The sequence below is a fragment of the Promicromonospora sp. NPDC050249 genome, from assembly GCF_040656015.1.
Lineage (GTDB): Bacteria > Actinomycetota > Actinomycetes > Actinomycetales > Cellulomonadaceae > Promicromonospora.
Map to the genome: position 1 here is coordinate 20,443 of NZ_JBFAKY010000011.1, position 13,881 is coordinate 34,323.

The following is a 13,881-nucleotide window of genomic DNA, read 5'->3' on the forward strand; positions in this document are numbered from 1 at the left end:
CCAGCTGCGGACCTATCTCCGCAGGCAGCGGGTGCCGATGGCGGCGCAGACCGGCGGAGCCCGCCGGACGAAGGACGGTCTGACGTTCGACCCGTGGCCCGCCCGCCCCACGTCCGGAACGGGAACCACGACGTCCGTCGCGCCCGACCGGCGAGACCTGCGCGTCGGCGTCGTCCTCGACGACTTCTCGCGCCTCGCGTTCGCGCCCGAGTGGAACCAGGTGGCGCTGACGCCGTCGACCTGGCGTGACGAGCTCGCCGCCGGACTGGACCTGCTGTTCGTGGAGTCGGCCTGGAACGGGAACGACGGCGCCTGGCAGTACCACCTGACCGGCACGTCGGCCCCGCGCCCGGCGTTCGTCTCTCTCGTCGAGGCCTGCCGGGCCGCAGGCGTGCCGACGGTCTTCTGGAACAAGGAGGACCCGGTCCACTTCGAGGACTTCCTCGACACCGCCCGGCTGTTCGACCGCGTCTACACGACCGACGTCGACCGCGTGCCCGCCTATGTCGTGGCCCTCGGGCACGAGCGGGTCGGCGTGCTGGAGTTCGCCGCACAGCCGGCGATCCACAACCCCGTCCGGCTGCACGGGCGCGGGCCGGAACGCGACGTCGCGTTCGCCGGCATGTACTTCGCGCACAAGTATCCCGAGCGGCGCGAGCAGATGGACCTGCTCCTCGGCGCGGCGCTGGACGTGTCGCCCAGGATGGAGCACGGCCTGGAGATCTTCAGCCGGTTCCGCGGCAAGGACCACAAGTACCAGTTCCCCGCGCCGCTGGACGGCCGCGTCGTCGGCTCGCTGGACTACGACCGCATGCTGACCGCGTACCGCGAGTACAAGGTCTTCCTCAACGTGAACTCGGTGGTCGGCTCGCCGTCGATGTGCGCGCGCCGGATCTTCGAGATCACCGCGAGCGGCACACCGGTCGTCTCCACGCCGAGCGCAGCGGTGGGGGAGTACTTCCCCGCCGACGAGGTCTTCGTGGCGGCCACCCGCGAGCACGCGGCGCACACCATCCGCGCGCTGGTGCGCTCTCCGGAGCTGCGCGACCGGGCGGTGCACAAGGGGCAGCGTCGCATCTGGCGCGAGCACACCTACGCCGCGCGGTCCCAGCGGGTGCTGCACGATGTGGGTCTCGCCGCATCGGAGGTGGTGCCACGACCCCGCGTGACAGCCCTGGTCTCGACCAACCGCCCGCACCAGCTCGACCACGTCCTGGCCACGCTCGGGGCCCAGCAGGGTGTCGACCTCCAGGTCGCCCTGCTGACGCACGGCTTCGAGGTGGACGACGCCGAACTGCGGGCGCGGGCGAAGGAAGCCGGCGTCGAGACGTTCGAGCTGCTGTCGGCGCCGTCCGACGTGCCGCTGGGCGCCTGCCTGAACCTGCTGCTGGACGCCGCGGATGGCGACGTCGTGGCCAAGATCGACGACGACGACCTGTACGGCCCGCAGTACCTGTCGGACCAGCTGCACGCCCTGACCTACTCGGGCGCTGACGTGGTCGGCAAGCAGGCGCACTACATGTACCTCGAGGGGCCGGACGCGACGATCATGCGGTTCGCGGACCGCGAGCACCGGTACACGGACCGCGTGATGGGGCCGACGATCGTCGCCGCGCGTGCCGTCGCCGCCGACGTGCGCTTCCGCGAGCTGGCCCGCGGCGAGGACACGGCGTTCCTCGAGGACATCGTGACGGCCGGCGGGGTCGTCTACTCCGCCGACCGGTTCAACTTCGTCCAGGTGCGGTCCGCCGTCGGCGGGCACTCCTGGGACGTGACAGATGCCGAGCTGCTCGCGAGCGGCGAGGTCAGGCACTACGGACGTGCGGCGACGCACGTCATCTTCTGAGACGGGGAACATGGGGATCAGCAGCGTCAGCGTGATCGGGCTCGGGTACATCGGGCTCCCGACGGCGGCGATCCTGGCCGCGAACGGCGTGGCGGTCACGGGCGTGGACATCAGTCCCGCGACGGTCACCGCGGTGAACCGCGGACGGGTGCCGTTCGTGGAGCCGGACCTGGCGGGGTACGTCGCGGAGGCGGTGTCGGCGGGCAAGCTTCGTGCGGTGTCGACCCCCGAGCCCGCCGACGCGTACATCGTCGCAGTGCCCACGCCGTTCATGAACGACCACAAGCCCGACCTCTCCTACATCAGGTCGGCCGCCGAGGCGCTGGCGCCCACGCTGCGCGGCGGTGAGCTGGTGATCCTCGAGTCGACCTCGCCCCCTGGCACCACGCAGCGCATGGCGGACTGGATCCTCGCCGAGCGCCCCGACCTCAGCCTCGACGGCTCGGCCGGCCGGCCCCGCATCTACGTCGCGCACTGCCCGGAGCGGGTGCTGCCGGGGAAGATCATGGTGGAGCTGGTCACCAACGACCGGATCGTCGGCGGGATCACGCCGGAAGCCGCGCAGCGTTCGCGCGACCTGTACCAGGTCTTCTGCCAGGGCGAGATCCTGCTGACCGACGCCGCGACCGCCGAGGCGGCCAAGCTCGTCGAGAACTCGTTCCGCGACGTGAACATCGCCTTCGCCAACGAGCTGTCCCTCGTCGCTGACCGGCTGGGCATCGACGTCTGGGAGCTCATCAGGCTCGCGAACCACCACCCGCGCGTGAACATCCTGCAGCCCGGCCCCGGCGTGGGCGGGCACTGCATCGCCGTCGACCCCTGGTTCCTCGTCGACGCCGCGCCGCAGGAGGCCCGGCTGATCCGGACGGCCCGCGAGGTGAACGACGCGAAGCCCCGCTGGGTGCTGGACAAGGTGCTCGACGCCGTCGCCGGGGTCGAGGCCCCGGTCGTCGCCGCCTACGGGCTGGCGTTCAAGCCGAACATCGACGACCTGCGCGAGTCGCCGGCCGCCGAGATCGTGCGTGAGCTGGCGACCACCTCCCCGGAGATGACGGTGCTGGCCGTCGAGCCGCACATCGACGAGCTGCCCGCCGCTCTGGCGGACCTGCCCAACGTCCGGCTCGTCGACGCCGAGGAGGCGCTCGCGCGCGCCGACGCACACGCGCTGCTCGTGGACCACACGGTGTTCCGCGCCCTGGCCGAGAGGCTGACGACCAAGCGGCTCGTGGACACGCGGGGCATGACGGTGGCCAGGCGCGCCTGACCGCCGCCGGTGGTCAGGCGGTCTCGAGGACCGCCGTGAACGTCTGGCCGCGTGCGTCGGACAGGTCGACGAGCAGCGTCGAGGCGGTGCCTTCGGTCTGTACCTGGATCCGCGGGTCGGCGCTGACCACCTGAAGGATGCGGTGGTCGAGCCCGACCCGTGCCGTGCCCTGCACGGTCTGGCTCGGGTCGCTCAGGGCCACCGACAGCGTCTTCCCGTCCCGGACGAGCAGCACGGACACCCTGGTACGGGCGGTGATGCCGGCGACTGACTGCTCGCCGGTGGACCCGAAGCTGGCGCCGACCGTGTCGCCCTTGCGGACGGCCTGCAGCCCGAGCGTGTTGGAGAGCACCGTCACCGGCGGGTCCGCCGCGTAGGCGCGGACCGTCTCACGGGAGGCGCCGGGCAGCAGGACGTAGGCGTACCGATCGCCCTGCGGTCCGTGCCCGTGGTCGATGCGGAGCGTCACGTAGTCGTGCCGGATCTCGTCGTCGAAGTCGAACGCCGTGCTCCGGTTGATGTCGGACCAGCGCCCGGTCCGCGACTCCCGCGACGCGCGGACGTGCGCGTCCGACAGCAGGACGTAGCCGATGTCTGACCCTCCGGCGGGACCCGTGAGGTGCGCCCAGCCGGGGTTGTCGAACGACCGGTCCGTCGGTGCGGTCCCGAGGTCGGTCCCGTCGACGACGAACGGCTGGGTAGCGCCGGCGGAGAGCCTGCGGTTCTCGACGACGGTCTCGACAGGGCGGCCGCCGGGACCGGTGATCCCGGCGCCGAGCGCCACGATCTCGTCCCCGAGCAGGAACCAGGTCTTGCGTCCCGTCACGGCACCGGGGGAGCTGGCGGGGGTACGGAACGCCATGGTGGCGAGACCGTTCGAACCGAGCGAGACACCACCGACCAGTGCGGCGTCGCTGAGCGCCTCCGCCCCGCTCCCCGGCGCCGGCTCTCCGGTGGGGACGGTCGTGCCGGGGATGCGGGTCGCGTCCACGGTCGGCCAGTAGCCGTCGTCGAACTGGGCGAGGTCGTCGTCGTACAGGTAGGTCGCGCCGCTGCCCGTCCACCAGCCGTGCTGGTTCTCGCCGTTGATCGCCTCGTAGGTCGCGATCCGGGAGGAAGACATGGCTATCGCGAACGTGAACCCCGGGCGCCGGTGCACCACGCGATCCATCCCGGCGAAGACCCTGGTCCCCTCCTCCGGAGTCGCGGTGGGCACCGCGGAACTCAGCAGGCGATGGGCGGCCGCGACCGCGGGCACGTTGTTCGTCTCGGGGAACGGTGTGAGCGTGTCCTGCTCGATCACGAGGCGGGTGATGCCCGCGAGCACGTCCCGTCGTTCCGGCCGGGCCAGCTCGGTCAGGGCGAGGAACGCGCCCATCGCGATATGGCCGGCGTTGTGGTCGGTGGCCGGCCGGCGCGAGATCTCGCGCCCGCGCACGGGGCTCATGAGCGCACCCTTGTGCAGCCACGGCGCCACGCCGTCGACGGCGAAGTTCACGAGGAAGTCGAGCTGCGCGTCGTCGACCTGCCAGGGGGAACCGTGCAGCAGCTCCGCGAGCCGTACCGAGCTCCTGAGGAACGAGGTCCCGTATCCACCGGTGTACGGGTGATGCTGGTGCTGGATGAACGAGCCGTCAGGGTAGACGCCGTTGCCTGACGTCACGGTGCGGAGCGCGCGCTGCAGGCCCTCGCGTGCGGCGTCGAGCTTGGCGCCGTCGTCGAGGAGCATCGCGCGTTCGGCGACGACCTGAGAGGTCCAGACCAGGTTGGCTCCCTCCTTCGATGGCTCCGGCGTGAACGAGTCGACGGGGGCCAGGTACCGCTCGAGGCGGTCCGTCGCCAGGTCGTCACGCAGCAGCAGGCAGATCGAGGTGAGTGCGAGCGGGACGCTGATCTCCCGGTCGAACCAGGGTTCCTCCAGCGTGGTCTCGTAGCCCGCGTAGCGTTCGTGCAGGAGGTCGAGCCCGTCGACGAGGCGGGTCCGCAGCTCGGGGTCCCGGTACAGCGTGCCGCCTGCCGTCCCGTAGGCGAGGGCCATCGAGTTGAGGCGGCCCGACGTGTGGCGCAGCGCCACGGCGCGCGTGCGGCCGGTGCCGTCGAGCGGAAGGTCCGGCCAGACGCCCGTACTGTCTCCGCGGGGGGACATCTCGGCGAGGGCCTTCCTGGCAGCGGCGTCGACGCCTGCTACGGCCTGGGCTATCTCCGGCACCGACAGATCGACGTCACCGCCGGTGAGCTGGGCGTACCAGCGCGCCCGCAACCGCGCGTACGGGGTAGTCGCAGTAGCCTCGGCGGGTGGTGTCGGACTGCTCGTCGGGTCAGGTTCGCCCCGGCGCAGATACGTGACGCCGATGCCTGCCCCGGCCACGGCGAGACCGCCGACGAGCAGTAGCTGGCGGCGGCCGATGATCAGGCGGCGGTTCGGCTGTTCGCCGTCGGTGGAGGTCATCAACGTGCGAGGGTACCCGTGCCGCGAACGTTCGGTTCACGGCGAGCTTCTTCACCTTCGGGGGAGTTGGCTGCTTTCGCCGGTTGGACACATTTCCGTGCTGGTCAGCCGTTAGCATGGGCCGACCAACGGCGCATCTTGAAACTGTGATTTTCCACGCTGGAAGCTGGATCACGAAGGGGAGCAGAAGATCTTGACGGGGACTCCCGGGATACGGGACGAGCAGATACCGCTCCTGTCGGTCGTGGTGCCGGTCTACGGGGTGGAGAGGTACCTCGACGACTGTCTGAACAGCCTCGTCGACCAGGATGTCTCGCAGGAGATCATCGTCGTCATCGACGCGTCGCCGGACCGCTCGGTGGCGATCGCGCGCGAGTTCGAGGCCGCCTACGAGCAGGTCCGCGTGGTGGAGAACCCCGTGAACATCGGGCTGGGCGCCGCTCGTAACGTAGGCCTGGGCCACGCGCGGGGAAAGTACGTGACCTTCCCGGACAGCGACGACATGGTCGTTCCGGGGGCGTACGCGTCGCTGGTCGCCTCGCTCGAGCGGTCCGGCTCGGACTTCGCCACCGCCTACGCGGACGAGTTCGGCACGTCGTCGGGCCGGCACCGGTACTGGACCACGCGCCCCGAGGTGTACGCGACGGGTGCGGAGGGCGCGACCCTGGCCGACCTCCCGGAGCTGGTGTACGACCACACCGCCTGGACCAAGGTGTTCCGGCGCGATTTCCTGGTGCACGAGGACGTCCGCTGGCCGGAGGCCACCAAGTGCGAGGACGTCGTGCCGTCGGTGCGCGCCTACGCGGCGGCGTCGGCCTTCGACGTCGTGCCCCTCTGCATGTACCTGTACCGGCGCCGGCCGGGGTCCATCACGACCGCGCTGGCGTCGTCCCGGACGATCCTGGACTGGGCGGTCCAGGTCCGGGAGGCACTCCGCGTGGTCGAAGGCGCGGGCGCCCCGGAAGCCGTCCAGCTCTTCGTGGAGAAGGTGATGCGCTACGAGGTCGCCTCGCGCGTCAAGCCGCTCGACGAGGTCGACGGCGAGACGCGGCTGATGGCCACGACACTGGTGACGGAGCTGCTCGAGGCGAGCGAGGCCGCGACGCTGCGCCGGGTGCCGACGCCGACGCTCATGGCTGTCCTCGGTCTCCTGGCCGGCCCCGAGCCGGAGGCGCGGCACGACGGGCTGCCCGCGGCGTTGCTGGAGGTGCTCGGCCTGACCGCCGACGACCCCGGCTCCGGCCCGGCCGCGCGGACGGGACCGATGGTCTCGGTGGTCATGCCCACGTTCGACGTGGACCCGTGGATCGACGCGTGCGTCCGTTCCGTGCTGGAGCAGACGATGGGCGACCTCGAGCTGATCGTCGTCGACGACCACTCGACGGACGGTACGTGGGAGAAGGTCCTCGACTGGGCGCGCCGGGATGCCCGGGTCGTGCCGGTGCGCAACCCCGGCAGCGGAGGTGCGCAGGCCAGGAACGCGGGGCTCGAGCTGGCCACCGGCACGTACGTGATCTTCTGCGACGGCGACGACCTCGTGCCGCGGCACGCGTACCGGACGCTCCTCGACCTCGCGGAGAGCAGCGCGGCCGACGTCACCGTCGGCGGATTTCAGCGGGTGTGGACCTCGACGACGTGGAGCGACCCGACGAAGTACGGGCTGGAGACACGGCTCGAACGGACGACGCTCGACCTCAACCCCCGCCTGATCCGGAACCGGACCTGCTGGAACCGGCTCGTCCGCAGGGACTTCTGGGTGGAGCACAAGCTGCACTTCCCGACCACGCCGCGTGGCAACGACATGCTCCCCATGACCGCAGCCATGCGGTTCGCGCGGAGCATCGCCGTGACGCCGGAGGTGGTCTACCACTACCGTGCGCGCCCCGGCACGAGCTCGATGACCGCGCGCCTCGGCGACGTGCGGTCGCTGATCGGCTACTTCGTGCAGGAACGCCTCTGTGCGGTGCTGGTGGCGGAGGACGACCGGAGCGAGCTCGCGCGCGAGTACTGGCATGCGGCGCTCGGCTCCGACGCGTGGGCGACGCTCGGGAAGCTGCTGCAGGACGGGTTCGACCACCTCGAGAAGGAAGACCTCGTCGCGGTCTCGGCCGCCGTCGCCGGACTGGTCTCGCTCGCGCCCTTCGAGGCGCTGGAGCGGATCGGTGCCCGACGCGCGCTGGTCTTCCACCTGGCCGCCCACGGTCACCTCGACCTGGCACGCACCGTGTGGGAACGCGAGACGGGCAAGAGTTTCGCCGGCGGTTCGGACACGATCACGACGTTCGCCGAGGCGCTCTCGACCGCCATGGCCGACGGGCTCGACCGTCGTCTGGCCGGGAAGCTCTGGCGCAACGACGTGATGCGCCCGTTCATCGACGTGTCCCATGCCTGGGACGACGAGCTCGGCGAGCGGATGATGGTCTTCGCGAGCAAGCTCGATCCGGAGATCTCGCTGCGGTCGACCGCGACCCCTGCGACCAGGGAGGTCCGCGTCGCGGAGGCCCTGCTGCACGGGGAGCTGAACGACGTCTGGCGCGAGTCCCAGTACAACCCGTACAAGTACCGGCCGAAGTTCGCCGCCTCCGTCACGGGGGTCAGAGGCCGCGTGCTGCACCTGCGGGGCAGCGGACCGGTCCGCCCGGGCGTGCGGGTGCTCCGGCTCGTCGCGCTCGGCTCCCTGGGCAAGCAGCGGGACGTGCACAGCCAGCGGCTCTTCGGCCGTGTCTCGGTCGACGAGAAGGGCTGGTCGGTCGACGCGGACCTGACGGCCCTCGAGCCAGGGTACGACTGGCGGATTCGGGTGATCGTCCAGGACGCGTTCGGCGAGCTCGAGCTGCCGGTCCGCATCGAGTGGCCGGGTGGAGCCTCGTCGCTGAGCGTGGTCCGGCCCATGAGGCTGGCGGACGGCGACGAGCTCGGCCTGCGCACGTTCGCCTCCGGTACGGCACGCGTCGCCACCGCTGTTCGCTGGCGCGGTGTCCGGGTCGGTCGGCGCGCCAAGAAGCTGCGCGCCTATCGCGCCGTCGAGTGGCGGATCCAGCGAGCCGCCAAGAACCGCAGGAACCGGAAGAAGGCTGAGCTTCAGATTGCGTCTCGGAGGAACGATGCCTGACGTGAGCGGCCTGCTCGCAGAGCCGGGCACCGCCGTGCCCGCTGCTGCCGCCACGGCCGGTGCGCTCGGGGGAGACCGGGCCATCACCCGGATCGCAGGGGTACCGGTGGTGCACTGGAACCCGATCCGTTCGGGTGCACCGGTGGCGAACTTCGGCGACGTCCTGGGCCCGGCGATAGTGTCCCGCCTGGTGGGATCCTCCGCACGCACCGCCGCGCCCGACGGACCGGCGCTCCTGTCGGTCGGCTCCATCCTGCACCTCGCGCCGGAGCGGTCCGTCGTCTGGGGTTCAGGGGTGAACGGCAAGATGCTCGCGGCGACCAAGGAGATCCCGGACGGGGTGACGTTCCGGGCCGTCCGTGGCCCGCTCACCCGCCGCTTCCTGTCCGGCAACGGGTTCGACGTGCCGGAGGTCTACGGCGACCCGGTCCTTCTCCTCGCCGACGTCATGCCGGAGCTGCTCCGGGTGAGCCGCGCTCCGGTGCGGGACGTGCTCTTCGTGCCCAACTTCAACGACAAGGACGACGTCTCCGCGGTGGCCGGTGAGCACGAGCTGGAGACGCTCGACTCGCAGGACCACGTCGACTCGGTGCTCCTGCAGATCGCCTCGAGCCGGTTCGTGATCAGCACGTCGCTGCATGCCGTCATCGTCGCGGAGGCGCTCGGGATCCCCGCCCGCTTCGTGCGGTCGGCTCACGAGCACCCGTTCAAGTACCGCGACTACCTCGCAGGCACGGGCCGGGCGTTCGAGCCGATCGCCGAGACCGTCGAGGAGGCGTTCGTGCTGGGCGGCCAGCCCGAGCCGAGGTTCGACGCCGACGCGCTGCTCGAGGCGTTCCCCTGGGAGCTGTGGTCGTCGGGCGACGGAACGCCGTGGGCGGATCCGGAACGAGGGCGAACCGACCCCGACGACCGGGACCGGGTATGGATCGCCGCCATGGAGGACTCCCACGGCGCGGCTCTCGACCGTGTGCGGGCCGAGTACGAGGGCCTCCTGCGCGCCCTCACCGACGACGTCGGACGCACCACCGGCGCGGCCGAGCTCGCGGACCTGCGGCAGTGGCACTACGCCGAGGTCGCGCCGGACGCCCTGCCGGCCGATCTCAGGAGCGTTGACGCAGCGGTGCGCACGTGCTCCGTCGCACGGATCGAGGAGGCCGCCCGGCGGGTCCGGGACGGGCTGCGCGCCGTGGCGTACGCGGCGGTGTCCCGGCCGCGGGGGACCGTGCTGAGCCTCGCGCTGCTGCTGGCCGACACGCAGACCCCGATCGGCGAGGTGCGGCTCACGAACGAGGCGCTCGGCGAGCACGTCGCCGTGCCGCACCACATGCTGCCGCCCAGGACCGCGCAGCTGGACCTCGACGTCGTCCTGCCGTCCGCCTGGGGTGCACCCGAGGCCATGCGGTGCCTGGTCTCCGTCCGGTACGACGACGGGACGGTCCGGACGACGGAGCTGGCCTGGTCCGAGGACCTGCCCCGGCTCGCGCCGGAACCGGTGCACGTGCCGCCGTCGACCCCGGTCGGCGCCCAGGAACAGGAGCGATGACGTGGCCAGGATCAGTGTGTTCCCCTACTGGACCACGAACCCCTATCTGAACATGCTCTACATGGAGGCCCGTTCGCAGGGCTGGCGGGTCGACGGGAAGTGGCGCTACCACGAGCTGCTGAACGAGCTCAAGGCGCTCGAGGCCGGCGACATCCTGCACATCCACTGGACGAGCCCGGTCGCGGAGAACGTCAAGAACGCGGCGGAGCTCCGGTCGCGCATCACGCGGCTCGACGGCGCGCTGTCCGATGCCCGGTCCCGTGGCGTGGAGGTCTTCTGGACCGTGCACAACACCATCTCCCACGACACGGGCTACCACGCGGAGGAGGTCGAGCTCGCGAAGGTGCTCGCCCGCCGGTCGTCCCGGATCATCGTGCTCAACGCGCAGACCGCCGAGGTCGTCTCGGAGTACTACGAGCTCCCGGCCGAGAAGGTGTCCCGCGTGCGGCACGCGAGCTACCGGGGCGTCTACGAGCCGTCACCGGGGCGGCGAGCGGCACGACGGCGGATCGGCACCATCCCTCCCGGTGACCTGGTCATCGGGATAGTGGGCGGGATCCGCCCGTACAAGGGCCTCGGGGACCTGCTGCGAGCGGCGGGCCTCCTTGCCGAGCGCAACCCCCGGGTCTCGATGCTGCTCGCCGGTGGCACCACCGCCGAGGCGATGGCGGAGATCGAGGCGGCGATGCCGGGGAACGTCACGGTGCACCGGCGCCACGGCCAGCTCACCGACGAGGAGGTGGTCACCTGGGCCTCCGCGTGCGACCTGTTCGCGCTGCCGTACACGCGGATCCTGAACTCGGGGAGCATGCTGCTGGCCGCGACCCTCGGCGTCCCGTGCGTGGTTCCGGGCGAACCGCACCTGCTCGCGGAGTACGGCGACGAGCAGTGGATCGAGTTCTTCGACACCGAGGCCACCTCGCGGGTGGATGCGCTGGCCGAGGCCATCGAACGCGGCCTGGACCGGCAGAACGGCGCACGGGCACGGGCCGCGGAGCAGTTCGCGGCGTCCTACACGATGCACGACATGTCCGTGGACTTCGCGGAGCTGCTGCCGAGATGACCGTCGAAGCTCGGAAGCCGGAGGGCACCGTGAACGAGGTAGCCGCACTGCCAAGGGGCACCACGGTGCTCCACATCGGCGCGCCCAAGACCGGCACGACGTCGCTGCAGCAGTCGGCCGCCGGGTCTCGGGCGCGGCTCCGTGAAGGCGGGGTGATGTACCCCGGCCGGTACGAGAACCACCGCCGGTTCGCGAGGTCGTTGCTCGGCTACGCCAAGGAACCCTGGCTCACGGAGCGCGCACCGGCCCACTGGTCGACGGGCATCCTCGCGCAGCTCGTGAACAACGAACGCGACTACGCGCTGGTGAGCAGCGAGGCCTTCTCGACCGCCGGCGCGCGCGACGTCGCGCGGGTTCGAGCGGAGTTCACGATGCCAACCCATGTCGTACTGACACTTCGGCCACTGCCCGGGATGCTCCTGTCCACGTGGCAACAGTGTGTCAAGAACGGGGAGTCCGAGACCTTCGACACCTGGCTGAACGCTGCCTTCCGTGAGCTGCCGATGCTGCGCATGCCCGGCGGCGACGTCTTCAAGGAGAGCGACGGCACGAACCTCGTGGGACGGTGGGCGGACGCCTTCGGCCCGGAGAACATGACGGTGGTCGTGCTCGATCCCACGGATCGCGACCACATCTTCCGGGTCTTCGAGGACCTGCTCGGACAGCGCCGCGGGACGCTGGAGCGGGTCACCGCCAACTCGGGCATGAGCGCGGTCGAGACCGAGTTCTTCAGGCAGGCGGCGGAGCGGATCTTCCAGGAGACAGGGTCCCGCGCCCGTCGGGGACTCTTCCACGGCGGTGCGGTGAACGCCGTCATCGCTGGGCGGCCGCGGCGGGCCGACGAACCTTCGCTGCGGGTGCCGGAACGGGTGACCACACATGCGGCGACCGCCGCGATCCGGATCGCCGAGCAGATCGAGTCCGCCGGCGTCCGCGTCGTCGGTGACCTCTCCGATCTTGCGGCAGCGGGACGGGTCGGTGACGAGGCACCCTTGCCGGACCAGGTGCCGAGCGACCTCGCTCTGATCGCGGCAGGTGGCCTGGCGCGCCGCGCCGTCCAGCTCCGCGGGGCAGGAGCGGACGGCGCCACGACGGCCGCCGTCGACCCGCCCGACGAGTCCGACGGGGTCCCCGACAGCAGGCTGAGCGCTGCCGAGGCCGAGTTCCTCGCCGCCCTCGACGAGCACCTGACGGGCGCCGGGACCTTGGACGAGGCCGACGTGCGCAGGCTGCGTGCGTCCGCCGTCCGGCGGATCGTCGGCGCGCGGACGGAGGGTGACGTCGCGGATCCGGCTGCCGCACCGCTCCCGGGAACGGCTCCGACCCGGCCGGAGCGGATCCCGAGCGAGCTCGCGCTGCAGGCCGTCATCGGCGTCTACGAGGGCGCACAGCGGCTCACCTGAGGGTGAACCTCTTGGTTGTGGGCGGGATAGCTGCGACTACGTACCCGTTCTAGGCGCAACGGTCACGCCCACAACCAAGCCCTTCCTATCGCGCCAGCGGCTTCGTGTGGTCTGCCGACCAGCCCGTGGAGCGGGCGAACATGCCGAGCAGCGCCTGGACCGCGAAGTCGAAGGGGACGACGTCGGGGGCCGCCAGCGCCGCGTCGTCGGCGGTGGGTACCGGACGCTCCAGCTCCGCCAGGTCCCCGACGACCCGCACACCCGTCGACCGCACGCTGTCGGCCAGGATGCGCCCTGCTTCGACGCACGACTCGGCGGCCCACACCGGGATCCGCAGCTTGCCCTCGGACTCCTCGGGCTCGCGGCTGGACAGCAGGCGGTGGACGACGCCGTTGTGCACGAGGTTCCGGTGCTCGCGCGACGAAGCCTGCCACTCGCCGATGACCTGCTGGTTGAGCCGGTGGACGAGTGCCGCTTCCGCTGCGGACATGCTTCGGTTGGCGCCGGTGCCGACCGGAGGCTCGGACCGTAGGATCCCCGCCGGGAGGTCAAGCATCGACTCGAAGGTGTCGAGCAGGCGCGTGGGACGGTCCTTCTCGAGGACGATGACCGTGATGTTCTCCGGGCCTACCGCAGCGGACCACCGTTCGAGCAGGCCGTAGCCGTCACGCCGGTGGAAAGCGCCCGACGCCTCCACCGTCGCGGGATCCTTGAGCACCCGCCGGAGGTACGTGTCGAGCGACTCCGTGTTGCCCCGCTTGAGGCTCTCCTGCCAGTAGGACGGCACGAACGTGCCGAAGTTACGCAGGACCAGCGTCACGTGCACGGGAACCCGCCCCAGGTCCCCGAGGGCGTCGACGGTGCGGCGCGCCCCGTCCAGGTTCGTCGTGCAGATCATCTCGAAGGAGACGAGACCGCGCCTGGCCTCGTGCTGGTCGAGCTCCTGCTTGAGGTTCAGCCACCACTGCTCCTGCGGTGTCGGGTCGGAGAGATACCCGACCCGCAGCCCGGCGAGCCATGAGGTCGCCTTGTGGTGGTTCTCGCCCCGGCCCGGGTAGATGACACCCTCATTGCGGAGCCTCTTCTTGAGTCGTGAGGCCGCGTACTGCAACGCGGTCGACCCGGTCTTCGGCAGGCCGATGTGCAGCAGGCGAGCACCAGGCGGGATGGGATCGACCGTGTCGGCGGCCATGGGCGC

Annotated in this window: 8 protein-coding genes; 6 read left to right on the forward strand and 2 right to left on the reverse strand. The window is 71.1% G+C overall.

Annotated elements, in window-relative coordinates; translation table 11 throughout:
• Positions 1-37: 37 nt before the first annotated feature.
• Together AB0I32_RS11065 and wecC are read left to right on the forward strand one after the other, a co-directional pair.
• A complete protein-coding gene (locus AB0I32_RS11065; protein ID WP_357505998.1) occupies positions 38-1,846 on the forward strand; it encodes a glycosyltransferase in 1,809 nt (602 codons plus the stop codon).
• Between the two features lie 10 nt (positions 1,847-1,856).
• A complete protein-coding gene (gene wecC / locus AB0I32_RS11070) occupies positions 1,857-3,110 on the forward strand; it encodes a UDP-N-acetyl-D-mannosamine dehydrogenase (RefSeq protein WP_357505775.1) in 1,254 nt (417 codons plus the stop codon).
• 13 nt (positions 3,111-3,123) lie between these two features.
• Here wecC and AB0I32_RS11075 read toward each other — a convergent pair whose 3' ends face one another.
• A complete protein-coding gene (locus tag AB0I32_RS11075) occupies positions 3,124-5,559 on the reverse strand; it encodes a polysaccharide lyase 8 family protein (RefSeq protein WP_357505777.1) in 2,436 nt (811 codons plus the stop codon).
• A gap of 193 nt (positions 5,560-5,752) precedes the next feature.
• Between AB0I32_RS11075 and AB0I32_RS11080 the strand changes: the two genes are divergently transcribed.
• Genes AB0I32_RS11080 through AB0I32_RS11095 form a run of 4 tightly spaced genes read left to right on the forward strand, consistent with a single transcriptional unit; the run spans position 5,753 to position 12,683 of the window.
• Entirely contained in the window at positions 5,753-8,671 is a 2,919-nt protein-coding gene (locus AB0I32_RS11080; protein ID WP_357505779.1) for a glycosyltransferase, read from the forward strand.
• Positions 8,664-10,217, forward strand: coding sequence for a polysaccharide pyruvyl transferase family protein (locus AB0I32_RS11085; protein WP_357505781.1), 1,554 nt, complete (start codon positions 8,664-8,666; stop codon positions 10,215-10,217). The genes AB0I32_RS11080 and AB0I32_RS11085 overlap by 8 nt, the downstream gene beginning before the upstream one ends.
• Before the next feature lies 1 nt (position 10,218).
• The gene (locus tag AB0I32_RS11090; protein ID WP_357505783.1) at positions 10,219-11,280 is read left to right on the forward strand and encodes a glycosyltransferase; all 1,062 of its coding nucleotides are present in this window, start codon (positions 10,219-10,221) and stop codon (positions 11,278-11,280) included.
• Positions 11,277-12,683, forward strand: a complete 1,407-nt coding sequence (locus AB0I32_RS11095) for a hypothetical protein (RefSeq protein WP_357505785.1) — start codon at positions 11,277-11,279, stop codon at positions 12,681-12,683. The genes AB0I32_RS11090 and AB0I32_RS11095 overlap by 4 nt, the downstream gene beginning before the upstream one ends.
• 85 nt (positions 12,684-12,768) lie before the next feature.
• On the opposite strand, the gene AB0I32_RS11100 is transcribed toward AB0I32_RS11095, so the two are convergent.
• Positions 12,769-13,875: a hypothetical protein gene (locus tag AB0I32_RS11100; RefSeq protein ID WP_357505787.1), complete on the reverse strand. Its 1,107-nt coding sequence runs from the start codon at positions 13,873-13,875 to the stop codon at positions 12,769-12,771.
• Between the last annotated feature and the right edge of the window lie 6 nt (positions 13,876-13,881).

Bases quoted from the DNA above. Each gene is read 5' to 3' on its own strand.
- AB0I32_RS11065 (WP_357505998.1), top strand. From the start codon at position 38: ATGGCGGCGCAGACCGGCGGAGCCCGCCGGACGAAGGACGGTCTGACG.
- wecC (WP_357505775.1), top strand. From the start codon at position 1,857: ATGGGGATCAGCAGCGTCAGCGTGATCGGGCTCGGGTACATCGGGCTC.
- AB0I32_RS11075 (WP_357505777.1), bottom strand. From the start codon at position 5,559: ATGACCTCCACCGACGGCGAACAGCCGAACCGCCGCCTGATCATCGGC.
- AB0I32_RS11085 (WP_357505781.1), top strand. From the start codon at position 8,664: ATGCCTGACGTGAGCGGCCTGCTCGCAGAGCCGGGCACCGCCGTGCCC.
- AB0I32_RS11095 (WP_357505785.1), top strand. From the start codon at position 11,277: ATGACCGTCGAAGCTCGGAAGCCGGAGGGCACCGTGAACGAGGTAGCC.
- AB0I32_RS11100 (WP_357505787.1), bottom strand. From the start codon at position 13,875: ATGGCCGCCGACACGGTCGATCCCATCCCGCCTGGTGCTCGCCTGCTG.